Genomic DNA, 24,148 nt, shown 5'->3' with positions numbered 1-24,148 from the left:
TAACCACGCACGTCCCATCCGGACGGCGGGCTTCGGCCCAGGGGCTCCTTCGAGGAGCCCTTTTTTATGCCTGTAAAAATTGCGGTGGGGCTTTTGTGGCGAGGGAGCTTGCTCCCGCTGGGTTGCGAAGCGGCCCCAAAACCAATCAACTCGGTGTATCAGGTAAAGCGCGATTGCAGGATTTACGACTGCTCCGCAGCCGAACGGGAGCAAGCTCCCTCGCCACAAAAGCCTTTACCCAAGGCTACCCAGGTTTCAGCGCAGCGCGGCGATGGCATCCACCGATTCACGAATCAGCGCCGGGCCCTTATAGATGAAGCCGGAGTAGAGCTGCACCAGGCTCGCACCCGCGGCGATTTTCTCAGCCGCGTGCTTGCCTTCGGTGATGCCGCCCACGGCAATGATCGGCAAGCGACCGGCCAGTTCCGCCGCCAGCACCTTCACAGTGTGAGTGCTCTTGTCGCGAACCGGTGCGCCGGACAACCCGCCCGCCTCATCACCATATTCCATGCCTTCGACGCCGACGCGACTCAGGGTGGTGTTGGTGGCAATCACCGCGTCCATCCCGGTTTCGATCAACGCTTGGGCGACTTGAGCGGTTTCTTCGTCGGTCATGTCCGGTGCAATCTTGATTGCCAGCGGTACATGTTTGCCGTGACGCAGCGCCAGTTCCGCCCGGCGGGTGGCCAGGTCGGCGAGCAATTGCTTGAGCGAATCGCCGAATTGCAGGCTGCGCAGGCCCGGGGTGTTCGGCGAGCTGACGTTGACCGTCACATAGCTGGCGTGGGCATAGACCTTGTCCAGGCAGACCAGGTAATCGTCGACCGCGCGTTCAACCGGCGTATCGAAATTCTTGCCGATGTTGATGCCCAGCACGCCCTTGTACTTGGCTGCCGCCACGCGAGCGAGCAAGTGATCGACGCCGAGGTTGTTGAAGCCCATGCGATTGATGATCGCCTCGGCGTCCGGCAAGCGGAAAATCCGTGGTTTCGGGTTGCCTGGTTGCGGACGCGGAGTGATGGTGCCGATTTCGACGAAACCGAAACCCAATTGGGCAAAGCCATCGATCGCCGCACCGTTCTTGTCCAGACCGGCCGCCAGACCCACCGGGTTCGGGAACTCCAGGCCCATGACCGTCACCGGCATTTTCGCCGGTGCTTTGCACAGCAAGCCGTTGAGGCCCAAACGCCCGCCCGCGCCGATCAGGTCCAGGGACAGATCGTGGGAGGTTTCCGGGGAAAGTTTGAACAACAGCTGACGGGCCAGGGTGTACATGGGCGGGTTTGACTCTGGGCTATTAAAAGTGGCGGCGATTATAGCCGGGCTGGAAGGTTACGGGCGAGAAACGCTGTTAATTAGAAGCCATTTTTGCGGTCACCCATCGCAGCCTTCGCCCCAAGAGCGGTATTTGATAGTCCAAGCGAAGAAGAGCGATTAATGATCGACGCAACTGCAACAACGCCCCCTCCGCCATACAGGATGCAAAAATGCCTCTATTGCCCGCAACGTTCACTTCATCAATAGCTCAATCCCGTACAAACGCGACCGTCTCTGCCTCTACCACAACTCGCGATGCTCACACGATCATAGAAATGGAAGGTAGCTCCCAAACCATCGCCGAGATTCTCACCGAACATGTGAACACCCCTAACGGGCACATAGCTCAACTTCCAATGAACGACGTCATGCAAGGACTGACGAGCCTCGCCAATGAACTCGATAACGTCCTTACAGAGGAAACAGCGAACGCCCCTGCCAGCACTCAAGCGTTAGTCGTCACCATCGAATCACTGATGCGCGGCGACTCCGACGCTGTCAATCCGTCATATGAATACATCACTCTGAATATTGATGACCCGTCTCTGTTCGAAAACTCACGGCATTCGCAAGAGACCAGCCTATTTGTACAGCGCGCCCAAGCAATCGTTGACTCCCTCGGCGAACTATTGGGCAAACTAGGTCGTAATGAATTCGAAGGCGATCTCGGACGCTGGGCCAGCAACCTGACGATTTCCGGCGTGCGCACAGGCTTGGTCATCGGCACCCTGACAACGATCAGACAACTGATCGGATTCGCCGTGGAAAAGACCTTGCAGTCCAATGCCACCTCGCCGCTGACGCGCAACGTGATCGGCGCAATCGCCCTGACAATCGGCCCCGCGCTAAACATCCTCGGCGCGATCAGGGATGAGTGCAATGGAACTGCAAATCAACAAACACGCCTGGCTCGTCTCGCCACGCTCACGTTATCGATCGCAGCCTTGGCATCGGCAGCTGCAGTGCCATCCGCGCTACCGGCATTGGCCTCCTTCGGTTCACAAATGGCTTTCTACAGTTTTGCCCAGGATCTGGTGAACCTGTTCTGCCCAATCAGCGACAATGCCAAAACCAACCCTGGCGGCACAGCAGCCACAGGCGTGCTGAACGGTGCTCTTCAATTTTTGTCCTTCACCGGCATGAACTACACCGCACCACACTCCGGTCCCGGGTATGTCATGGCGCAAAGTAACAAGTCACCGCCCTCCGAAACCGAAGGTTTCGCCTATCAACTCTCGATCTGGCTGCAACATCAGGCAGACGCCGTACCTGATGCCAACCTGTCGGTCGAGACCCGGGCCAATGAGATTGTCGAATCCCTGGTCCCGGTGTTGGGACACGATGCACTGCGGGGTGCCTATAATGCTGGAGCAGACGTCGCCGGTCAGGTGTTCGGTGGCGAATTGATGCACCATTTTCAAGCGAACTCTTCCGACAAAGGTTTTCGAATCAACCCCATCTCTGTACGGATGCCTACCGCCGAACAAGTGGCCAATCAGTTTCTGTCCACGAATGCGATACGGACCTCCATGGGCGAAACGATCATTGCCGTCGTACTTGCAGGAACCCGGTATTTTACGACCCTGCCGATTTCGAAAGCAGAGGTTGACCATATCGTCAATACAATGGTCGCCATCGTGGTGTTCGCAGGACGTCCCGGTACGATGTACGTCAATGAGCGCACAAAGCCTGCATAAATCCATCTTCAACTGACGCCTATGCGCCTTGCCCTTATCGGCCTGGCGCACACAGTCTCACCACTCACTCTTTTCCCACGCTTCGTCGTCCATCGGCTGGAACACATCGCGCATAAAGCCCTTGACGAAGAGATCCATGCTGAACGCCAGGCCATTCGCGCCGCTGACTTCCTTATAGAGCGCCGTTTTTTCCAGATTCTCGTCTTTCAATCGGACCAGAACCTGCAGCGTGACCATCATCAACGCCTTGGCAGAGGGATACGCAGGAAATTCACCATCCGCCCCCCGCCGCGAGCGGAGAAATTCATAAATGGCCTTCTCGCCTGCTCCCTCCATCGCCAAGAGCTGTTGATACAAGTGCTCGAACTCAGGGTCCGGGCGCTTGCTCCCGGAAAGATCCTGGCTGGCGGCAAGCAGGCGCGACTCCAGTGTCTCGACCGGCGGGCTGCCACGTTCACGTGTGCTGGAGCCCATCACGGTTTCAATCTTCATGGCGGACCTCGGTCGGGGCAATTTGAGTAGAACCGGCAAAACGCCGGGCGAAGGTCGAACACAGGTCCGTGAGTGCCTGCAGCGAAGCCTGGTCCAGCGAACGAACCGACTCCGGCAGATTTGCGACGCACGCCAGTAACCGCGGTTCCAGTCGTTGCCAGGTCGTTTCAATATCGAATTCGAGCAACTGATCCGCAAGGCGCACCACGTATCGCTCTTGCGAGTGATAGTCGAGGACCACCTCGCCGGACCAAAGCCCGCGCAATCGCTCGCGCAGTTCATTGCCCCGCGACCGACAATGCACCGGTAGCAGCACCTGCAATGTCGCGCCCGAATGAACCGGTTGTTCCGTCAGCCAACGCTCCAGCATTTCGTCCAGCCATTCGGGGCGGCTCAACGCCTCTGCAAGCAACCCGTGAGCGGCCTGTGCAAGGTCTGCGCGCAATTGCAGCCCCAGCGCTTGCGACTCGAGCAACCCATTGGCCAGATGCTCGATCGCGCGCAAGAGGCCTTCGGCATAGCCTTGCTGAAAGGCCAGGGCATGGACCGCATCGGCGTCACGTCGGGCCTGGTCGATACACTCACGGGCCCAGCGCTGAGCCTGAAGCTGCAAGGTGCGACGTCGACGCGCGGCGGCAATGTCTTCGCGGGACAAATGCGCATCGCTCGACTCGGGGAGTTCAGTCAGGGTTCGGATGGAGTCGAGCATGCTGCACCGCCAAAAAGAAAAGAGCTGTATCGGGTTCAGTGACCGGCCATTGCCTGTGCAAGCGAACAACCGTCTCGGAAAATTGCAAGGTCAGGCGTTCCAGCAACATCGGCGGTACCTGTTCGGACCAGCTCCATAACGCATTGAGGCCGGCGGCTTCGACCTGTTCCATTGACACAGGCGAGCACTGAATCGACAGGCCGCTTCGAGCACCCAGGCTACAACCGGCGAACCTGCGCAACGGCAATGGCAGACGTTGCAGTGCCGCGCCTCGCGCCAGATTGGGCAACAGGCGATGAGCCCCCATCAGGGCGGCGATATAGGGCAATTGTGCCCAATGACGAACCCATTGATTCGCCACGGCTGTCAGTGGCATCGAAGGCCACGGACCTTGCAGTGCGAGACCTTCCAGCAATATCCGGTTGATCAGGTTTCGTGCTTCAGGCCCATCGAATCCCGCCGGTACAGGCAGGCGCTGCGGGTGCAAATAACTCAGAGGCTCGGCGAGAATCCGCTGTAAACATTCAGCGTGCGACATCACGTTGCCCTGCGCTTGACTGGCGGTAGGCCCAGGCTGCGCCACCGGCCAACAGCAATCCGGTCACCGCGGCCAGCAACCACACCCCGTACGAATGCCCCCGGGTTGCGGTCATGGACGGCGCCACATGCTGTGTCGGTGAACGCTTCGACAGCACCACCGAGATGTTTTCGTACTCGACCGCCGCAAAGCTGTTCTTGAGAAAACGCTTGATGTCGGTGATCAGCAATTGCGGTTGGATGTCGCGCTCATGGATCGCCACCGCCGAGAGGTGGATGGGTGGCGCCTTGCGCCCGCCTTCGCCGGCATCCAGGTCATAACTGACATGCACCCGCGCCGACACCACGCCTTCGAGCACGCCCAGCGACTGTTCGATCCGCTGCTCCAGCGCCGAATAAAGTCGGGCTTTTTCAGCACGAGGCGAGGCCACCAGCGAGTCGGCAGGAAACATCTCTGCCACTTGCAGGCGTGGCCGGGAAGGCAACGAATAGAGATTGAGCAAATCGACGGCTGCGGAAAAATCGACTTGATCGATTTTCACCGCATAGCCGGTTTTGCCCGCGTCGACTTTCACCGCTGCGATGTTGTTGCGTTGCAGGACCGAAAGCACTTCATTGGCCTGCTGCTGGTCCAGCCCTTCGAGCAGATTCGGTTGGCGACATCCCATCAGCGCCAGGCACAACAGCATCAACAACACGCCTGGCTTCATGACGCACGCAACAGGGTTTCGGCCGTGCCCACCGCTTTGCGGACCAACACGTTGAGCAAATTGATGTCCACGTTGTATTGCCCGGTCATCTCTTGCAACTGGGCCAAGACTTCGGGGTTGGTGATATCCGGGCGCTGCATCAGCTGATTGATTGCTGAAACGTCCTGCTCACTGTTGACTGCGGAACCGGCAAACGCTTCGATCAATCGTGACTCGAGGGAAACGATCGGACCTTCCTGCGGGTTACGCAGTTCAGTGAAAGCTGTGCGCTGGATGATCGAACCGGAAATGTTTTGAATAGACATAGAATGCACTCATGAAAATGGCCATGGTCAGGAACCAATGGCCGGTTAAAGGCAAAAGTCAGCGAGCCGCCTGGATGATCGCCATGTCGATATCCTTGAAGCCTTTGATCGTGTTGGTCTGGGCATTGCGAAAGACGGTGTAGGACGAAAAAGCGGTCTGGTAAGCCGCTAATTTCGAAGGATCCGAAGCATCATCCTTCAGCGCCACGAGTGCCGCATCCAGAGCCTCCTGAAGGGTTTTTGCACCGTTCTCGAATCCCTCGGCCTGACGCCCGAGAAAATCATCAGGAAAGAGGATCGGAAATCCGGGGATGCCTGGGTCTGCCATAAGTCACCTTTTAGTGTTGTGTTGGAAAATGCCAGGATGACGAGGTCATCTTGATGTAGCCCTGTGGGCCGGTTTGAAATGACTTGTCCTTGAGCGCGTCGTCCTTGAGCTCGACCGTGAAACTCACGTAGCGATCACCCCACTGCCGGTAAAAGTTGTCGACGTATCGGCGAGCGGCGGCCAGTTCGGAATCCTGCAAGTTGCCGGCTACGGCAAACGTGACACTGTCTTCATGCTCGATGCGGCTGAAGGTCAAGGACAGGCGTTGCAAACCCTCTTGCGCCAAGTCCGCCAGCAAGCTGTCGTCCTGCATCTGCACCCCGATGTCGCGGGCATAGGGCGCGGCCGCGAGCAGCGCATCGAGCAGTTCGGTTTGCTTTTGAGGCGTGAGCAGATTGCGCTGAGTGCTGAGCAGCAGTCGCGGTACCGACGGATCCTTGAGATCAAGGGAATGCCAGGCCAGTTGCGGATCATGGTCGACCAGCAACTGCTCCAGCCGGCGGCGCTCCTGGTCCATGACCAGGACTTTGCCGGTCAGCGTGTTGTGGCGCATCAGCACTTGCCGACTCCAGCCGGCATCGCGCTCGGTATCCACGAACACATAGATCGCATTGTCACGACCGCTCAACACCTTCGCCTCGGCACTGGCCCCGGCGATCAGCGTGCGAACATCGGTTTCAGGCGCCGGCCCCGGCACCGACCAGATAGCGACTGTGGTCACCAGCGCAACCAGCACCAGAGTGCCGGCGATCCATCGAGTCAATGGGGCACGCCACCCTTCAACATCGGCAGCTTTGGCTGAAGCGCTGTGTTGCTGACCGAGCAGTTCAGGTGCCCAGGATTGGTCTTCAGGACGCAGGGCGATTTGCAGGCCGCCGATCTGCACCCTGATCTGAAAGGCACAGTGGCGTAGTTCTGCTGACTCATTGAGTAGCCGCAACGGTAAGCCATCCGGCGTGCCTTGGTCGGCCAGCACCTCAAAATTACAGCCACCCTCCTCCAGAGGAACGAAGATGGCATCGGCAGGAACGCTGGCGGTCAGTGCCCCCTCCCCCAGCAGATCCACAGCCCCGACCACGAACAAGGTGGTGGTGTCGCCGAGCGGGAATTCGCAGCCTTGCAGCGGACCATTTAGTATCCGTAGAACGCAGGATTGCGGGGCGGGGGCCGTCAGGACTGTCACCGTTCAAGCTCCAGGGTTGTGAAATGAGCGGGCATGCTAGATAGGCTGGCGGCAGGATTCCTGATCGAATTCTGCCGATTGCACCCGGCAGAGGATCAGAATCCTCAGCCAGCCTTTTTCATAGCGCCGTCACTGTCGAGCCTGGGTAAACACCTGATAGCGCTGCCAGACCTTGCGCGCATAGCGAAGACGCGCGGCTTGCCGGTGGGGAGAGTTGCCGGCGTTGTAGGCACCCACCGCCGTCCAGTTGTAGCCGTAACGGGCGACAAAATCGGCAAGCACCGATGCACCGACTTCCACCGACAGGCAGGGCTCATCCAATAGGCGCTGCTCGGTAATGCCCTGAGCGCTTAAACGGGGTAGATGATGGCTGTTGATTTGCATCAACCCGATGTCGTGGCTCCCATCCTTGTTGTAGTTCATGGCATCCGCCGATTGTCCTGACTCCACATCGGCGATCGCCTGGAGCAGCTCCGGCTCGATGGCATGTTTCGCGCCTGCCGAATGCCAGCAATACGCGTGCGCGGACCCGAAGCCAAGACACAGCAGAATGAATATCGGTTTGAATGCGTACCGACTCATGCCAGACACCGCCGACTACCAAACGCAGGCGACTTCTCAGCGCCTTGCAAGGTTTGTCGCCCCATCAGCACGACATCCGCGCAATTGCCTGCCAGAACAATACGGTCCTGGAAAATCTTCGCTCGCACACAGTCGGGATCATGCCGTAAACACCTTTCGAGACTGTGCATCGCCTGCTCGTTGCGCCGCCAGAACCAGTGATGCCAGGCGTAGAAGAAATAAACATCGGCCTGTTCGGCGTCCAATAGACAACGTCGAAAAAGTACTTTTGCGGCATCCTCGCATCCACGAAGACTGGTCAACAACGCAAGACGCACAAGTGCCTGCGTGCTGGCGGGGTCCAGCGATAAGGCTCTGGAAATCGCGCAATGCGCCTCGTCGACAGCGCGCCCCTGCTCGCACAGGCCAAGCATGGCCTTCCCCAGCCAGGCATCCGCCAAACCGCACCAGGCCGCGGCGTAATTTCCGGCCAACTGCAAACAGTGTCTGAACTGCACCAGGGCATCACGCAGGCTTTGCGGCGTGTGCTGTTGCACGCTGCACAAACCACTGAGATAAGCCACGGCCGCGGGGTACGAAGAACAGGAATCACCGACAGGACGCAAGCCGGGAGCGCGCTGCGCAACCAGACACGTCAACGCGCCAAGCGCCTCTCCCGGATCACTGGCGTCCAATGTCTGTCCATGCAACAGAGCGTGATCACGCCCACGGATCAGTTCGACCGACCACCGCTGTCGCTCACTCGAGCCGGTACAGCGCCCGCTCAAGCAGTAGTCAGCAGACAATTGCCCAACCAGCCCCCGAACATCAACCGGTTGGCCGAAAGCTGCCATCAGTCCCGAGGGAATGACGTGCAACGCCTCGCCGAACGCCGCAGTCAATTGACGGATCATCACATCCTGCAGATCCAGAGCGGCAACCTCGTCGAGATTGCGAAAAGGCAGAACGGCCAGCGTCGGTGCCGCGATCCTCGTGTGGCTCGGCGTGTCGAGTTCGACAACCGCACAGGTTAATCGATAACCCTGGCCGTACACCGTCGCAATGAAATCCTTGTTCTCCTTGAGCAGCTTGCGCAGCGCGTAAATGCAGCGGGTCAACGACTCTTCAGCCGCATCGGCTTCAGGCCACACACAATCCAGCAAATGGTCTTTGCTGAGCACCGTGCCCGCCGAACCGAGCAGCAGACGTAAAACACTTAACTCTTTTGGGGGAACGTGGACTCCTTGTCCGTCTCGCATCAGCGTTCCATCGCTTTGCAGTTGCCAGTGGTCAAAAACGTACGACTTGACCGGCGTTTGATCAGTTGCACTGTCCATACTTTGAGACTTCTCTATAGAAAGGTACTGAAGCGCAATCAAGCCTGAGAGGGGTCAGGCTCGAGATGACAAGCTGCGTGACTATAGGAAGTTGAGTGGGGGGATTCCGTAGGGCACAAGCATTTAGAGTCAGACGAAATCACGACAAGAACTGTAGGAATAGTTTCTCAAATCTAATTTTTCAAGCCTCCATAATCCGCCATCTCGACTGGTGAGCAAGCATAGCCATGAGCTTTTTTTGTAAGTAAATCGCTGTACGGAGATTTATTGTGCCCACCCCTATTTAAAACACATATCACCATGAATATATCAAGCATTTACACTCCGCAGTTCACAAGACCTGTCCCAGTCGAAAGTTCGGCTACCAGTACTGTCAACGAGCGTGAACCAAAAACACAACATAACGAAAAAACCTATCAAAACGTTTTCACTATGATCAGTGAACGCTATCAACATTTCCGCCCGGATACAGAACTCGGTTTTCAACAACGCCCGGGCGTCACCGCGGACATCGAGTCCATTTCAAAACAAAATTTAATCTCCATACTAGAGCACATCAAAACCAATGACAATTTATTGGAAAGCTGCAAAAACAATTCAGCCAAGGCTCCGTTTTTCAATAAATTTTACTTGATGTCTAACCCAGACCAGGGCTGGAATCTTCGCCTTCACTCTTTTAATGTCAGAGGTAGCGGCCTCGGAGAAGAAGATAGCCCTCATTACCATCGCTGGACATTGGCATCAAAAGTTCTGGCGGGAGGGTATCTCAACATTAATTATCAGGAAGGCCCTAAAACAGAATCCACACCACAAAAAGATACTTACTCAAAATATGAACTCAGCTCATCAAAATCCCAAATCAGCAATGAAGCACGCAATGCCAAGTACATTTCAGAAGCGGAGATGAAACCCACAGAAAAAACTTTGTATGCACAAGGAGACCTGAACCATTTCCCTATAGCTAAACCTCATAGCGTGGAAACTCATGCGACCACAATGGGAACCACGTTAACACTCGCCCATACAAGCAAGGCCGCCTCTAACACTTCAATTACATTCAAAAAAACAACTAACATCGAAGCACTCCCCGAGATAAAAATAGAAAGCAATGAAGCTTTCATGGCCATGCTCCAAGAACAGATAACGCATCTACAGGTACTCGACATGAGCGACAACCTGAACAAGTTTCTGCTCTCAAAATTCGAACAGGGCGCTACACTTTCAACGGGAGAGGAAAAGCATCTGGCTGATTATAAAGAACCAAACTACGTAGAAACCTCATTACTCCCAGCACTTGCCATTTATCAAATGGAATCCCTTAACGGGATTGAACACAACGAATTTTCCGAAGACACTGCACGCCTTATTGACACTGAACTTTCAGAAATAGAATGTAATTCCCTTAACACATTAATCGCCACCAATCAGCACGATCTCTTCGACAAACAATTATCTGTCATCATCGACGATATTGAGCTCGCACGTCAACTGAGTGAGCGCACTAACCAAGCGACCTCAACACCCTAACCCATCCTCCTTAAGAAGACCGCCCCTATCGGGCGGTCTTCTAAAAAGGCACCCAGCCAACTATTACCGACAAATAAAATCAACAACCTCTACCCACAACCAACACTAACACTTACACCCACTCGCTAAATCTACTCACCACACTCTGCTCTTTGAACAACTCGCTCATCAAACTTGTTGCTGCACCGTGCCCTAGTAAATGACCCGCGTCATCCTTAGGGTTACCCAGAACAGCTCTGAGGTTTTGCCCCATGTAGCTGAGCGTGCCTTCTGCAACTTCAACCGCACTGTGATAGCCCAGCCCTACGAGGAATGCTGCCGCCCCTGCTACTCGTGCAAGTTGTTGATCTTGCCTCTCCAAAGAAACGGTAGAAAGTGGATCCCAGTGATCGCCTTCCCTTTTGTTCAGTGCGCCAAGGAACTGCATCTCATGAGAGTCACCCCGCAGCATATCCCATACTTGCAGAATTTCTGCTGGAGAGCCTGACATATGACCAACTAGTGGCTCAGTGGTAGCGACAACTCGATCTTTGCTGAGATGGGCTATATCCCATTTAGCACCAGGAATTCTTTGATTCGGTGCAATGCCAAGCTGTATATCTGCTTTCTCGCCAGTGTTGTGTATTCCTGTTCGTAGGCTCAGCTCAGCTGGTGGCCGATATCGCTCTTCTTTCTTCAGAGGGCCTACGCTCGAGGACCCCGCAACTTTCTGGATATTCCGAATATTATTTTCCGTGGGTGTAGACAGTTTCCGCTCTACCATTAGACCATGCAGGTTTTCTATAAGAGCATTCGACTGGTGTAGAGTCCGCCCTTCAACCACACTCTTCTCTAATCCATCTACATATAAAGCGCCAATATCGCCCATAAGAGCTATCACAACCGCTCGATCTAAACCTGTGACAGTATTCGGCTCATCGGGACACCGGTTTTCGTCACGTACTCGCGCGAGGGTTTCGAGAAGTGTTTCAACACTTCCACCCAAAAGCAATCCTTCCGACCCAAACAAACGTGCGCCCAATATTTGCTGATTCTCAGACTTCAGGTCCTGAACCAGATCATGCAATGTCGAGGCAGCCTCACCAAGTTCACTTTTAAGTAGAGGCCCTGGATTATAAAGAAGATTTCTCGCCGCCTCTGTTTGCGATATAGCCAGATTGAGGGTCATTGCGCTGCTCGTTGAGCGCAGCGCTGGATCGATAAGAAACACCGGTGGCGCAGAAGACAAATTATGCTTACGATCCGAAGTCGAATCATCGCTCTCCTTCTGCATGCAGGTGGAAAGCTCGCAAAAAATCGCACCACTGAAGTTATTGCGGTCTGCAATAGAGATACTGCCTACCAAACTGCCCACTGAAAGCACGGTACTGCTTGCCTCTGCCTTTACCAACTTTGTTGATAACTGTGTCACCGCAGGTACTGGGCCAGAATTAGCCATGAACATAGGGATTTGGCCTACAGTCGTTCTATCGATATTTTTCATCATTCAGTCCCTTGATCACCCATTAAATCCATAAAATCCACAAATTCGTAGACACTAGATGCAATGCATCATTACCGAAGGCTCTCAGTTGCGGGATCACACATCCTGCGGATCCTTAGACTCAGTTCTAACCACACAAAACAACGACTGATAACGCTGCTCTAGCCATATGACTAAAAGAGTACAACACTAAACCTCGAAACCTCCTAATCATTTTATTTCAAAACAAATCGATGCGGTCATTTCAGCGACCTGACTAAAGACATGGACACTTTCTAAATCATTCGGCATTTCCCCCCAGGATAATGCCCTAGTCCACAAACCAACTCGCTCACCTACACTTATCCACCAAACAACAGATATCCCTCACTGTCTTCCACTCCGCCACCCCGCCCTCTGGCAACTCAACACCGAACACCTCGTTTAACGCCATAACAACCTCAACCAAACTCATGGAGTCAACATACAAATCTTCGACCAACCGCGAATCAACCTCAACCTTTCGACGATCGACCGAAAAGTAATCCGACAACACTTTAATGACCTGACACTCAACTTCACATTGAGCACTTGATACGCCAGACATTACTCCTCCAATACAAAAAAAATGGGCGCAGGCCAGTTAAAAACCAACACCACACCCACTACTTAAATTAGAACACTGATTTTTTGTTTTTTCACACTTCAAAAATTCAACATCGCCTTCAACATATCTGCAAACTGATTCAAATGCGAAGACAGCGTCTTATTAAAATTATCGTGATAAGAGTTGGCATTCGAATATTTCTGGGTAAAGGACTGCAACGTATTTTTCATACGCTCTTCCTGAGCATTGAAACCTGTTTGCCAGGCCTGGAATCTCGCGGTGTCCCAAGTGACTGTACCGCCAGCAGGCAGGCTGCCCAACATGGTCGATAGTGGTCCGGTATCCATGACGACACAGTAGGTACCGTCGGCATTTTGCTTCAGGCAACTGGCGGGCAGGCCCAGTGCTTTGCGCCAGTTCTCGGCCTCTTCCCTACTGGCGCCATCACTGCCGGGTTTCGGGAACAGCACGGCCAGGGGGTTTGGATGACTGTACTTGGCGAGAAGGTTGTTCAGTGCGGTTCTGAGTGCATCTGCATTGAGCTTGACCTCTTTGCCGTCGCTGGCACCTTCGATCCAGTCTTTCAACTTCGCGGTAATTTGCGCATTGAAGTCGGCGAAGAAGTCCGAATAGGCCGCGATGATGTGTTCATATCCGGCCAGGTAACCGTTTTTTATCAGGTCGATGAGTTCGAGCAGCTTGTCGAAAAAGTCGCTTGAAGAATTCAATCTGGCGTCGAACCCGTCAGCGATCTCGTCCGGCACGGGCATTCGTCTCAGTTCACCGAGAATACGATTTTGTTCATCGTAGAGTTGTTGGCGCTGTTCCATTGGCAGTGTTTCGAGGCAATGGGTGAACACCATCCCACATTGCTTTATCTGCTGCGTCCACATCTGCGATCGAATGCGTTTGGCCTGGATTTGTTCGACAAACTCAGCCGACGTGAAGTGTTGCGCCAAAGCTTCAGCCGACCCACCTTCAAGCCCCTTGGCTACTCCCGTCGGGCACTTGAGCATATTTTCATAATTACGATTCAATGCTTTTACCGAGCGTTCCAGTAACTGCGTCATGGAAAACGCAGCATGGATCTCGGCGTGCATTTCGGGGGGCCGCGGCGGTTCAGCAACGGGATTGAAGTCTGCTGACGGCATGCGTCCAGGCGGTGTGGAATCCGCAATTTTCATTTTTGATTCCCTATTCAGGCCGATATTGCACGAATGACTTCAGCGCGCGATTGAAAAAGCTGCATCACCATGTCCATCAGTTTTTGCAGCAACGCCGTCTCGGCCGAGTCTTTCTGGCCGACTTCATCGCTCAAACTCTTCTGGGTGTTTTGCGCACTTTGCTGCAATACCTCCTGTTCCCGTGCGGCGTGTTCGGCCATGCGCACCATGTTCGACACCACTTGGCTCATGCTCATCGACATGGCATTGAGCGCGCGACCGATTTCGAGTTTCTTTTCGATGCCCTTGGTGCCCATCTGGCTCAGCCAGTCGGAGGTCTGGCCGATCTTCTGCGCCTTGAGGATTTCCCCATCGAACCACGCTTGCTCCTTAGGAGTCAGTGTGGCCCCCTGAGGTTTGAAGTCGACTGAAGTGGACCTGCCGAAATCATCGAAGGTCTTGATCTTGTAGGTGGTTTCCGGGTTCCAGTCATCGCGGTTGCGATCACGCCTGAGGTCGCGTTCGATGTTGCCGGCGTCCATGGCGTTACGCTTGTGCAGGTTGATATCCGCATGCTTCAAACCTTGCCCCTGAAAAGTCTTGACCATGGCGAACCCGGCGATGGCACCGGACACCACTGCCGCGGTGATGGCGCTGTACAGCGCAGCCTTGCCTGACTCGACAATGGCAGCGCCCTGGGCCTTGGCGGCGTCGGCGGCCATGACGCTGAAATGGCCGCGCAGTTGTGCGTTGGCCACTCGCGAGATATTCAGCGCAATGATCGCGGCCACCAAGACGTTGGCGTGCTTCTCCCAGGCCCCGGGGTCGAATACCAGATCGTTGCGTACTTCATCGCTGAGCATTGTGGAAGCCGCGACGAAGTCTTGCCAATCGGATTCACTCAGCTGGTAATCGTTGCTGGCATTGTCGAGCTCCCCTGCCGACGGGGTTCGAACATCAGGGTTCTTGAGAATTTGTTTTTCGGCGCTCGCTGTATTCAAAGCGAAACCCTTGGGCACCTCGAGTTTCTTTTCTGCGGGAGCTAGCGCCGCTTGCGAATTGATCAGTGCGCGTGAGAACACGCTTGTGCTGTTAATGGCGGTCATATCGAGTTCCTTTTATCGATAAGTTCAAACGTGCCGAACCATTTGCAGGCTGACGGAATGGCTGCGTTGCATATCGGCAAACAGCTGCTCGATTTCTCGGGTACGGACCTGCATGGCCTGGCCGTAGTCATCGACCAACCGGCTGAGGTAGGAAGTGATTTCCTCGCTGATCGCCATGCGCACCCGCACGTCAGCCAGGTGCTCGGCAGCCTGGGCCTGGTGCATGCCACTCCTGATCTGCAACCCGCCCTGCACGGCCACACTGCCGAATTCGGTGACGGCTTGGGCGATCTCGAGATTGGCGGCGTAACGTGCCAGCGATACCGCGTCTGCACCGTTAGTGATGAAACTGCGTAATTGCGTGAGCATCTGGGTCAGCGAATTGCCGACCGATGTCGCTAACTGCTTCATGGCCTGCATTGCGGCAGGCGCCGCCTGAGCGACCACCGAAGCCAGTTTCGATGCCACTGCACCGAGCATTGGCCCGATCACCTGAGCCCCGATCACTGCCGTCAACACCACGGCCGCCAGCGTGGCGGCAATCCCCTGGATCATGCCGGCGATCTGCGCGATGTCTTTTGCAGTTTCTGGATCGACGCCCAGCCCAATCAGCATTTGGGTGTAGAGCTCGGTGAACAGTTTGATGGCTTCCTGCATCACAGTGGTCAACGGTTTCATGGCCTCGGCCATGAAAGACACGCCCGTCGTCTCCTTGACCACCGCGTCGGAAATCATCACCGCCGCACCGATCACCCCCACTGCGACAAGCACCGGGTTCGCGGTCAGTACACCGGCCGCGATTGTCGCTACGGTCAATATCGCGCCGACGATTGCACCAATGCAGCCCATGGTCTTCTGCAGCGCCTCGGCCTTGCGGACTTCTTCCAGGTACTTTTCCGACTCGAGCTTCATATGTTCCTGAAGCTTGGCTTGCAGCTCCTGGAACAGCTCTTGACTGATTTCCTCCTTGTTCTGGGCCGACTCGCCGAGCAGCTCGATAATCTTCAAGCGGTTCAGCAGTGCCAATGCACTGCTGCTCAGCGCCTTTTCATTGGATTCCTTGACGGAGGGGCCACCGAGTCCCGCCTCCTGCGCTTTCGCGAACACCACAGCCAGTGTTTTGGCGCAGGCATTGGCGATCTCGACCAGTTTCAGATGAGCAGCGGTCGCCGTTTTCAGGGTTTGGGTGTGACCCGACAGCTCGCCTTTGAGCTTGTCACGCAGCGCCAGTTCACGCGCGTACTCAGGTGACTCAGGATCCAGCTCCGCCAGCCGTGCTTCGCTCTCATCCAGCAGTCCCTGACAATGCAGAACCCGTTCGCGCAACTGATCGAGGTGTTCCTGGCTGCTCCCGACCTGACCCTCGGCAGCTTCCAGCGCCTCGACGGCAGCGGAGTATTCAGCCGCCAGTTTTTCATACCCTTGCTGCCTGGCGCCGGCCATGCTTTGCAACATCGCCAGGCGATTTTTCAGCTTGTTGACGTCGACCTCGCCGAGCATCTCACTGATCAACGCCATCAACAGCGTGAACAGGTCTCCGTTGGTTTCCTGTTTGTTGCCATCGGCACCAGGTGCTGGTGCATACAGCACGGGCCGTCCCGCGCCAGCAGAGGATTGGCCGGGCCGACCTTCATAGTTCACCGACATCAGGCGTGCCAATGCCTCTTGGCCGGCCTTCTGATAATCGGCCGTCCTGGCGGCCTGACTGGCCGCGTTGCCGTACATTTCAAACGCTTCAGTACGACTCATTGGCCCCTGAAAGGCCGGGTAAAAAGTACTTTTGATTTCACTCATGTTCAGTCTCCGAATAGTCCTTTTCAATGTGACTCAAGGTGTCGAGATACACCCGAGCCTGCGTACGCAAATCATCTTCCGTTGCCTGCTCGATCACGTACTCGAAACACAACCTGGCCTTGCCGACCCTGCCCAGGGCAAGTTGGCACTGGCCGGTATAAAACATCGGCCGCCAGTCGTTCTTGCCTTGGGCGAAGGCGATCGCATACAGGTCGATCGCTTTCTGGTGGCTCTGTTTGAGTTGGTGTACGGCGGCCAACCCCATCCAGTAATGGCTGTTGTAAAAATCGTAAATGCACAGGAAGTGGAAAAATTTCTCGGCATCGTCCAGCCGCCCCTGCTCGTAAAACTGGAACGCGAAGGCGTAGAGACTGTTCATGTGCTCGTCACTGATGCCTTGCACGTCTTTCAACGCCGCGCCACCGAGCACTGCATCCACGACTTCGAGGGCCACTTGTTCAGCTTGTTGTTTGTCGCGACTCATCAGCCACACTCCTGAAAAACGTCAGCGCTGCTGACGACTGCATTGAGCCAAAGCGCTGGCGAGCACGCTGCCAAATTGCGCTCATGCCAACGTTCAGAGGAAAAAGGAAAAGGAAGAAATCAGGCTTGTTCGACTTGCTCGAGCCAGATCAACAGACGCAATACTTCCTCGACTTCCTGCACCTGAAGGAAGCTGTAGCGCTGGTGAGTTTTGAAGATCCGCCGGGCCAGGGCGATGTCGTTGATCACCGGCACACCGACCTCTTTGGCATAGGCTCGAACGGCCAGGGCGCGCTGGTTGGTTTCCATCAGGGAGATGAACGGCAGCACAGTGATTTCCGGGCGGAAGTACACTCCGATGGCAATGTGGGTCGGGTTGGCGATGATCATCCGCGAGCTGCGCACATCGGATTTAACCTGTTCGGACAGGAGTTCCCGGTGCAGGTCACGACGGCGCCCCTTGATTTCCGGATTGCCATCCTGTTCCTTGTGTTCGCGCTTGACCGACTCCTTGTCCATCATTTGATCTTTCATGAACAGCCAGTATTCGCTCAGCGCATCCAGCACGACGATCAGCAGGACGCACCCCAGGAACGCCAGCACCAGCACTAGCAGCAAGTGCCCCCAGATCGCGAACAGGTCCGGTGCCTGGGCGAACAGTTGGGCGAACAGCAGTTGCCGCTGGGTGATCCAGACGATCCACAGCGCCATGGCAAAACTGCCCAGGTACAAGAGCGCTTTGACGGTGTCCTTGACGGTGCGCATGCTGAACAGTTTTTTGAAACCATTGATCGGGTTCAACGCCCCCAGATTGAGCTTCAAGGCCTCGCTGGCCAGCGCAAACCCACTTTGCAACAGCGCAGGCAATGCGCTGGTCAACACGCACACCAGCAGCAATGGCAACAACGCCTTGAGCCCGACCAGCACCAGCATCGCCGAGTACTCTTGCAGGTCAGTGTCAAAGTCGCTGGCGATGATGCGCCGATAGACTTCCATGACCTCGAGCAATGAGCTGTTGAACACCATGTAGGTGATGCCGCAGAGGGTCAGGCAGGTGATCACCAGATCCTTGGCCTTGAATGTCTGCCCTTTGCGCGACGCATCGCGCAGACGCTTGGCAGTAGGCTTCTCAGTCTTCGAGGCGCTGGACGACATCGGTACCCTCCCCGTCGACGCCCAGGTAGTGCTCCAGCCCATGGGATTTGGTGCCCATGCGCAGGACTTCATCCGGCAGGTTCACGCCGAAATACAGCATCAACACCACCAGCGCCACCAGGCTCTTGACCGTCAGCGACACCGAAAATGCGTTCATTTGCGGCGCGTAGCGCGAGAGCAAGCCGAGCAACGCTTCGCTGACCAACAGCGTAGCCACCACCGGCGCGCTGATCACCAGCGTCTTGCTCACCAGCGCATCCAGCAGGCTGAAGAGTGATTGCAGGTGCATCTCGCAACCGGTGGCCGGTGTGCAAATACGGTAGCTGTGGCCAACGGTTTCGAGCATCAGCAACATGCCGCCGCCTTCGAGATAAACCACTGCGGCAAACAACTGGAGAAAATTCGCCAGCTCCGAGGTATCGACGCCGTTGGCCGGGTCCACGGTGCTGCTGAGCATAGCCCCGCGCTGGTTGTCGATCAGGTTGCCCATGGCGTGCAACACCCAGAACGGCCAGCACAGAAGGCATCCAAGCAGTACGCCAATGCCGGCCTCACGCAACACCAGACCGAAGAACGCCAAACCTTCGAGAGCAGGCAGCGGCACGCCCACATAAGCCCAGAACCCCGTCACCACCAGCACAATGACAGCCTGACGTGGTGCGCCCGTGAGCACGCCGCTGTTGAGAAACGGCAACATGAAAAATAATGGCGCCAGGCGTGCAACCCCCAGGATGGCGGCGGCGAACCAGGCGTACAGGTCGAAAAACAACGTCACCGACATCGCTAACCCAGCGCCAGGCGGATGACTTCACGGCTGAAATCGAGCAGGGTTTCACCGTACCAGCCCGACAGCAGGAACAGGCACGCGGCGACCGCCAACAACTTGAAACCGAACGGCAGTGTCTGCTCCTGCAATTGGGTCACGGTCTGAATCAACCCGACCACCAGGCCGACCACCGTGGCGACAATGATCGGCCAGGCCACCATCAACAGAATCAGGTATAGGGTTTTATTGCCGGCATAGACCAGATCGTTCATGAGCCGCCCCTACGCCAGCAAGGTCAGGTATTGCTTGACCAGCCCGGTCGACAGCAGCGCCCAGCCATCCAGCGCCACAAACAGCACCAGTTTGATCGGCACCGAAATGATCACCGGACTCATCATCATCATGCCCAGCGCCAGCAGAATGCTGGAGATCACCAGATCGACGATCACGAACGGCAAATACAAGTAGAAGCCAATCTTGAATGCGCTTTTGATTTCACTCAACGCGTAGGCCGGCAGCAGCGAAAACAGCGAGGGCGTGAGTTCTTCATCGGCGGGCAGGCTGATGTCGGATTCACTCTGAACCGCTTGGGCCCGTTCGAAGAACAGCGCCAGTTCCGGGTCGGTGTATTTACGCAGGTAATCCTTGTATCCCCCCAACCCGTTCTCGGCGAAATTCACCACCGACTCGATATCGGTAAAGGCCACCTGCTCTTGCTTGTAATAGCCATAGCCTTGCTTCATCACCGGTGTCATCACGAAAATCGCCAGCATCAGGGCAATCGCATTGAGGGCCATGTTCGAGGGCACCTGCTGCAAGCCCAGGGCGTTACGCACAATGACAAAGACAATGGAAAACTTGATGTAGCAAGTGCCGGCCGCCACCAGAAACGGCAGCAGTGAAGCGAACGCCAGTAGCGCGATCAGCGAAACGTCGTTCATCGCGGGTGTTCCGATAAAGTGCTCCGATAGACTTCAATCAACTCGACACCCAATTGCTCGTCCAGCTGCACCAGTTCCCCCCGGGCAACACGCTTGCCATTGGCGCGAACCTCGATGTGTCGCGCAGCATTGTCGGCCAGCGGGATCAGTTGCCCATCGACGATCTGCGACAAGGTAGCCAGGTTGATGTCATGGGTCGCGAGGATGAACTCCAGACGCACGCAAAGTGTACCGAGTTCGACATCCGTTCCGGGGTCAGTCGCGGCCTGTTGATTTGCATCGGCAACGGTCGATTGCATGAGTAGTCCTTCTTCAATAAACGTGAATACGCCGATGCGTCGACCCGCCAGCCAGCCCTGACGCGTCTGCTGAGTGATCCGCAGGACATCGCCCTCTCTCAGTCGTATCCGGCGCGCATGGCTCAGGTGACTGACACCCAGTATCAGCTCAAGGCGCAGTGGCAAATCGCTCAACCAAGAGCCGGGGTTCAAGGGCTCGCTGACGGCGCGTAACGGTGGCAACTGCGTCACCCACACGCGCCCCTGAGGCGTTTCGAGCCATGGCAAGGGGTGCATCGGCAATTGCTGTGGGTCGACCAACTCGACATCGAACAGCGCCTGGTAATGCAACTCGTCCGGCTCCAGCAGCAACGCTCGCGGCACTGCCCGGAACAGGTCGGCGATACGTGTCACCGGGGTCTCGATCGCCAGTAACGACTGCAACAATGGGAGCGAGTGCTGCAGCCAGTCGCGGGCCTTGATCAGTCCGTGCCAGTCCCCGCCTTCGCTGCGTGCGCAAAAACGCAAATAGCCAGGCAGCCGTCGCAGACAACCCGAACCTGCGCCATGACCGGCACCCCGCCAGCGCTGGACCGACCGCGTACGGGCATGGGCCGCAGGGTCGACCCGGCGCAACTTCAGTGTGCTCATGCGGGAAGTTCAGACTGTTCGGCCTGCTCGTCGTCCGGCGACTGCTGCGAACCCTGACGCTGCTGCTCGCCGCCACTGTCGGTCAACCGCCAGGCCGGCTCTCGCACCTGTTCGAAAGGCACCTTGAGTTGCTCGAACACCAGGGCATTGCTCGGGCTGAGCTGAAGATTGCGAGTGGAATCGTCAGGCATTCGACTGATGGTCACTTGCCCGCTGACCGTGCCTTTGTTGAATGGCACCTGCAGCAAGCCCCGGTCCGAGCCGGGCAAGGTTTCGAGCATCATGTCCGGCGCCGGCATGGGCCGTAATATCGGGGATAAAGGAATGGATGGCGGTACGACCGATGCCGATTGACGCATCACCGGCGGCTGCAACAGTGCCTCGGGCAATTGCGGCTCGGCGGGGAGCAGAATCGGCGTATGAGCGGCTCGTTCGATTGACATTGGTTCAGCGGTACTCGACGAGCGTTCGATCGGCGCCCCCACAGGCAGCCTCGATGGAGGCGGGTCCAAATCAGTTTTGCCGGACGGCCCTTGCACAGGCATTTCCATCCTGTCGACGGTCGGACCGATAGACGTCATCAGTTGGGGTGGCCGGTGTTGGATCGGCCGGTCGGGTTGTGGATAAGTCATCGCTACCGGGACGGGCGACAGCGCATTGTCGCGCACAACATCCGCCGCCCCATGGCCCGCGATGATGGTCATCGATTGCCCGAACGCTGCGCGCCCGGTTTGCGTCGCGGATCGATGACGCAGGATCAGCGCAGCCAAGAGATCGAGCACACCTTGCGGCAGATCCTCCTCTTGCACCGGTACGAACACGTCTTGCAGTTCATCCAGGGCGCCGTCGGTAACGGGGTCAGGGACTTGAACCGGCAAAGGTAAAATTACAGATACATCGTTCATCGCCGAACTCCACTCATCTCTTCTATCTCCCTTTCTTCTCGACGCACCTGTTCAAGCCGTTGCCCACGCAACAGCTGCTGGACAGACCGCTCGTACTTGTCGTGCTTGCGCTGCAACAGACGCAATTGCTCGCGTTGTTCTTGCAACAATTGCTCAACCTGCCGGCACTGCTGGTCCACGCGATCACGCTCGACACGCAACAGATCGATCTGCCGACGGATGACGGCCTGCCTTCGCAACAGCGCCAACAGTTGCCCGTGATCCAGTACGCAGTCGTTCGCGCGATGGCTGGCCAATAGACTTTGCAGTGAGGCCTCCTGCCCCTCGAAACCGGCACGCTCCTGCAGCAGCGGTTGCAATTGCTGCTGTGTTCGCAACACCGTTTGTTCGCCGCGTTGCCGACGGAACTGACTGAACGCCAACAGGCGCCGCCGATCACCCAATGAGTTCATGCAAACTCCGCAGGGTTTCGTCCGGCTCGCAACATTCGCCCGTCGGCTGACGCAGCCACTGCATGAGCTCTTCGCGACGCTGCATCGCGTGGTCGTTGGCCGCGTCTGCGCCCTGGGTGTACTCGCCCATATCGAGGAAAATCTGCAACTGCTCAAGGCGCGTCAGCGTTTCCCGGGTCGACGCCGCCAGTTGCTGCACCTGTGGCGTGGTGACTTGCGTTGCCACGCGACTGACGCTGCGCAAGACATCGATTGCCGGGTAGTGACCTTTGGCCGCCAGGGCACGGCTGAGGTAAATGTGGCCGTCGAGAATGGAGCGAATCTCTTCGGCAATCGGGTCCGGCTCGTCGTCACTTTCCAGCAGGACGGTGTACCAGGCGGTAATGCTGCCGGAAGCGGTCACACCCGGTCGCTCCAGCAAGCGCGGTAAGGCATCGAACACCGAGGCCGGATAGCCGCGCCGCGCCGGTGCTTCGCCGGCCGCCAGGGCCAGGTCACGGCGAGCCCGGGCGTAACGCGTCAACGAGTCCAGCAACAACACCACACGCTGACCCTGGTCGCGAAAATACTCGGCGATGGCCGTGGCCTGGAGCGCCGAGTTGCAGCGATCAACCGAAGAAAAATCCGACGTGGCATACACCACCACGCAACGAGAGCGCTTCTCAGACTGGCGCAGATGCTCGATGAATTCGGTCACTTCACGCCCGCGTTCGCCAATCAGGCCGATGACAAAAACGTCCGCGTCAGTGTGGTTGATCAGCATGTTGATCAAGGTGGTTTTACCGGAACCGGCGGCGGCAAAAATGCCGATGCGCTGACCGACACCGCAGGTCAGCAAGCCGTCGATGACGCGAATGCCAGTACGCAACGGTTCCGCTACGGGGCGCCGCTGCTGGTAGGACGGAGGGTCCGCATCCACGGGATAGTCCCGTTGCGCCACCGTCGTTGACGGTGCCAGACGCTCGACGATCGTGCCCTGTGGGTCGACCACACTGCCGAGCAAGGCGTCACTGCACGTCAGTTGCAGCGTCGCGCCCGTGGGAACGATCATCGACTCCCTGGACAAGCCTTTCGCGTCACCGAGCAAACTGAGCAGAACGGCGCCAGGTTTGAAGCCGATGACCTGCGCCCTGGCCGCGACCTGAGGCAAGCGCCAATGGCGACGCACTTCGCAGACTTCGCCAATGACCACGTCACCCAGCGCTGCTTCGATCAACGGACCGCTCAAACGCAGGGGATGGGCCGCATGCCTTTCCAACCGGGTGTTCATCGGCGTAACAGTTCACACAGCGTTTCGGTGGCCTGCACGAAAGTATCGAGGGCTTGTGCGAAGTGTTCGGCGTCACTGAGGGCGTGAGCATTGGCCATCAAGCGCAGTTCGAGCCGTTCCTGAACGACGCAAAGATGCAATTGCCCGGTGCGGGAAAAAGCATTGCCTTCCAGCAGGAACTGCATCAAATCGAAGGCGCAATGATTCACTGCATTCGGGCTCGCTTCTGCGACCGTCGCCCAGACCCAGACGTCATCATCGACCACCGCCACGCTGATATCGGGCAGGTTTTTCATCTGCATCTCAATAGTGCTGTGACTGTCGAAGTGCCCTATCTGACGGTCCTCGCAGCCACTATGATGCAGCGCTTCGCGCAACAGGCCGGCAATATCCATCGGTATCATTTACAGGA

27 protein-coding genes are annotated in these 24,148 nt (G+C 56.6%); 2 read left to right on the top strand and 25 right to left on the bottom strand.

Annotation, left to right across the window (positions count from 1 at the left end):
• Window positions 1-255: 255 nt before the first annotated feature.
• Window positions 256-1,275 (bottom strand): quinone-dependent dihydroorotate dehydrogenase, encoded by a 1,020-nt coding sequence (locus tag CKW20_RS05385; RefSeq protein WP_095051971.1) that lies wholly within the window; start codon window positions 1,273-1,275, stop codon window positions 256-258.
• A gap of 317 nt (window positions 1,276-1,592) precedes the next feature.
• Between CKW20_RS05385 and CKW20_RS05380 the strand changes: the two genes are divergently transcribed.
• A complete protein-coding gene (locus CKW20_RS05380; protein ID WP_256584988.1) occupies window positions 1,593-3,014 on the top strand; it encodes a hypothetical protein in 1,422 nt (473 codons plus the stop codon).
• Between the two features lie 57 nt (window positions 3,015-3,071).
• On the opposite strand, the gene CKW20_RS05375 is transcribed toward CKW20_RS05380, so the two are convergent.
• From CKW20_RS05375 to CKW20_RS05335, 9 genes are all read right to left on the bottom strand, one after another.
• Window positions 3,072-3,506: a hypothetical protein gene (locus tag CKW20_RS05375; protein WP_095051970.1), complete on the bottom strand. Its 435-nt coding sequence runs from the start codon at window positions 3,504-3,506 to the stop codon at window positions 3,072-3,074.
• Window positions 3,496-4,215: an oxygen-regulated invasion protein OrgB gene (locus tag CKW20_RS05370; RefSeq protein ID WP_095051969.1), complete on the bottom strand. Its 720-nt coding sequence runs from the start codon at window positions 4,213-4,215 to the stop codon at window positions 3,496-3,498. The genes CKW20_RS05375 and CKW20_RS05370 overlap by 11 nt, the downstream gene beginning before the upstream one ends.
• Window positions 4,187-4,753 (bottom strand): secretion system protein, encoded by a 567-nt coding sequence (locus CKW20_RS05365; RefSeq protein WP_095051968.1) that lies wholly within the window; start codon window positions 4,751-4,753, stop codon window positions 4,187-4,189. Before CKW20_RS05365 ends, CKW20_RS05370 begins: the two co-directional genes overlap by 29 nt.
• Window positions 4,740-5,462, bottom strand: coding sequence for an EscJ/YscJ/HrcJ family type III secretion inner membrane ring protein (locus CKW20_RS05360; protein ID WP_095051967.1), 723 nt, complete (start codon window positions 5,460-5,462; stop codon window positions 4,740-4,742). The genes CKW20_RS05365 and CKW20_RS05360 overlap by 14 nt, the downstream gene beginning before the upstream one ends.
• Window positions 5,459-5,767 carry a type III secretion system inner rod subunit SctI gene (gene sctI / locus CKW20_RS05355; RefSeq protein WP_095051966.1) on the bottom strand — a complete coding sequence of 103 codons (309 nt, stop codon included), beginning with the start codon at window positions 5,765-5,767 and terminating at the stop codon, window positions 5,459-5,461. Before sctI ends, CKW20_RS05360 begins: the two co-directional genes overlap by 4 nt.
• A 58-nt stretch (window positions 5,768-5,825) precedes the next feature.
• Window positions 5,826-6,095 carry a type III secretion system needle filament subunit SctF gene (gene sctF / locus CKW20_RS05350; protein ID WP_095051965.1) on the bottom strand — a complete coding sequence of 90 codons (270 nt, stop codon included), beginning with the start codon at window positions 6,093-6,095 and terminating at the stop codon, window positions 5,826-5,828.
• A gap of 10 nt (window positions 6,096-6,105) precedes the next feature.
• Complete coding sequence (locus CKW20_RS05345; protein ID WP_095051964.1) at window positions 6,106-7,278, bottom strand: PrgH/EprH family type III secretion apparatus protein; 1,173 nt, start codon at window positions 7,276-7,278, stop codon at window positions 6,106-6,108.
• A gap of 129 nt (window positions 7,279-7,407) precedes the next feature.
• A complete protein-coding gene (locus CKW20_RS05340) occupies window positions 7,408-7,860 on the bottom strand; it encodes a transglycosylase SLT domain-containing protein (protein ID WP_095051963.1) in 453 nt (150 codons plus the stop codon).
• Entirely contained in the window at window positions 7,857-9,218 is a 1,362-nt protein-coding gene (locus CKW20_RS05335; RefSeq protein WP_256584987.1) for a winged helix-turn-helix domain-containing protein, read from the bottom strand. Before CKW20_RS05335 ends, CKW20_RS05340 begins: the two co-directional genes overlap by 4 nt.
• 390 nt (window positions 9,219-9,608) lie before the next feature.
• Between CKW20_RS05335 and CKW20_RS05330 the strand changes: the two genes are divergently transcribed.
• On the top strand, window positions 9,609-10,703 hold the full coding sequence (locus CKW20_RS05330; RefSeq protein WP_095051961.1) for a hypothetical protein: 1,095 nt from the start codon (window positions 9,609-9,611) through the stop codon (window positions 10,701-10,703).
• Between the two features lie 112 nt (window positions 10,704-10,815).
• Here the strand turns inward: CKW20_RS05330 and CKW20_RS05325 are convergent, their stop codons facing one another.
• From CKW20_RS05325 to CKW20_RS05255, 15 genes are all read right to left on the bottom strand, one after another.
• Window positions 10,816-12,186 (bottom strand): hypothetical protein, encoded by a 1,371-nt coding sequence (locus CKW20_RS05325; protein ID WP_218227992.1) that lies wholly within the window; start codon window positions 12,184-12,186, stop codon window positions 10,816-10,818.
• A 331-nt stretch (window positions 12,187-12,517) separates the two neighbouring features.
• A complete protein-coding gene (locus CKW20_RS05320; protein WP_095051960.1) occupies window positions 12,518-12,772 on the bottom strand; it encodes an acyl carrier protein in 255 nt (84 codons plus the stop codon).
• Window positions 12,773-12,870: 98 nt separating this feature from the next.
• The gene (locus CKW20_RS05315; RefSeq protein ID WP_095051959.1) at window positions 12,871-13,956 is read right to left on the bottom strand and encodes an IpaD/SipD/SspD family type III secretion system needle tip protein; all 1,086 of its coding nucleotides are present in this window, start codon (window positions 13,954-13,956) and stop codon (window positions 12,871-12,873) included.
• A 14-nt stretch (window positions 13,957-13,970) separates the two neighbouring features.
• Window positions 13,971-15,041 carry a cell invasion protein gene (locus CKW20_RS05310; RefSeq protein WP_095051958.1) on the bottom strand — a complete coding sequence of 357 codons (1,071 nt, stop codon included), beginning with the start codon at window positions 15,039-15,041 and terminating at the stop codon, window positions 13,971-13,973.
• Between the two features lie 24 nt (window positions 15,042-15,065).
• On the bottom strand, window positions 15,066-16,835 hold the full coding sequence (gene sctE, locus CKW20_RS05305; protein ID WP_095051957.1) for a type III secretion system translocon subunit SctE: 1,770 nt from the start codon (window positions 16,833-16,835) through the stop codon (window positions 15,066-15,068).
• Window positions 16,828-17,319 (bottom strand): type III secretion system translocator chaperone SicA, encoded by a 492-nt coding sequence (sicA, locus tag CKW20_RS05300; protein WP_095051956.1) that lies wholly within the window; start codon window positions 17,317-17,319, stop codon window positions 16,828-16,830. The genes sctE and sicA overlap by 8 nt, the downstream gene beginning before the upstream one ends.
• A gap of 119 nt (window positions 17,320-17,438) precedes the next feature.
• A complete protein-coding gene (locus CKW20_RS05295) occupies window positions 17,439-18,473 on the bottom strand; it encodes an EscU/YscU/HrcU family type III secretion system export apparatus switch protein (RefSeq protein ID WP_095051955.1) in 1,035 nt (344 codons plus the stop codon).
• A complete protein-coding gene (gene sctT / locus CKW20_RS05290; protein WP_095051954.1) occupies window positions 18,448-19,254 on the bottom strand; it encodes a type III secretion system export apparatus subunit SctT in 807 nt (268 codons plus the stop codon). Before sctT ends, CKW20_RS05295 begins: the two co-directional genes overlap by 26 nt.
• Window positions 19,255-19,256: 2 nt before the next feature.
• Window positions 19,257-19,511 carry an EscS/YscS/HrcS family type III secretion system export apparatus protein gene (locus CKW20_RS05285; RefSeq protein WP_020795892.1) on the bottom strand — a complete coding sequence of 85 codons (255 nt, stop codon included), beginning with the start codon at window positions 19,509-19,511 and terminating at the stop codon, window positions 19,257-19,259.
• 9 nt (window positions 19,512-19,520) lie between these two features.
• On the bottom strand, window positions 19,521-20,180 hold the full coding sequence (locus tag CKW20_RS05280) for an EscR/YscR/HrcR family type III secretion system export apparatus protein (protein WP_095051953.1): 660 nt from the start codon (window positions 20,178-20,180) through the stop codon (window positions 19,521-19,523).
• Entirely contained in the window at window positions 20,177-21,109 is a 933-nt protein-coding gene (locus CKW20_RS05275; RefSeq protein WP_095051952.1) for a FliM/FliN family flagellar motor switch protein, read from the bottom strand. The genes CKW20_RS05280 and CKW20_RS05275 overlap by 4 nt, the downstream gene beginning before the upstream one ends.
• Window positions 21,106-22,014 (bottom strand): invasion protein, encoded by a 909-nt coding sequence (locus tag CKW20_RS05270; RefSeq protein WP_095051951.1) that lies wholly within the window; start codon window positions 22,012-22,014, stop codon window positions 21,106-21,108. The genes CKW20_RS05275 and CKW20_RS05270 overlap by 4 nt, the downstream gene beginning before the upstream one ends.
• Window positions 22,011-22,466, bottom strand: coding sequence for a type III secretion protein (locus CKW20_RS05265; protein WP_095051950.1), 456 nt, complete (start codon window positions 22,464-22,466; stop codon window positions 22,011-22,013). The genes CKW20_RS05270 and CKW20_RS05265 overlap by 4 nt, the downstream gene beginning before the upstream one ends.
• Entirely contained in the window at window positions 22,450-23,736 is a 1,287-nt protein-coding gene (gene sctN, locus CKW20_RS05260) for a type III secretion system ATPase SctN (protein ID WP_095051949.1), read from the bottom strand. The genes CKW20_RS05265 and sctN overlap by 17 nt, the downstream gene beginning before the upstream one ends.
• The gene (locus tag CKW20_RS05255; RefSeq protein WP_095051948.1) at window positions 23,733-24,140 is read right to left on the bottom strand and encodes a CesT family type III secretion system chaperone; all 408 of its coding nucleotides are present in this window, start codon (window positions 24,138-24,140) and stop codon (window positions 23,733-23,735) included. Before CKW20_RS05255 ends, sctN begins: the two co-directional genes overlap by 4 nt.
• Window positions 24,141-24,148 lie beyond the last annotated feature (8 nt).

The organism is Pseudomonas sp. Irchel s3b2 (genome assembly GCF_900187445.1).
GTDB lineage: Bacteria > Pseudomonadota > Gammaproteobacteria > Pseudomonadales > Pseudomonadaceae > Aquipseudomonas.
Note: the sequence above shows the minus strand (reverse complement) of the source record. Positions and strands in the feature narration are given on the sequence as shown.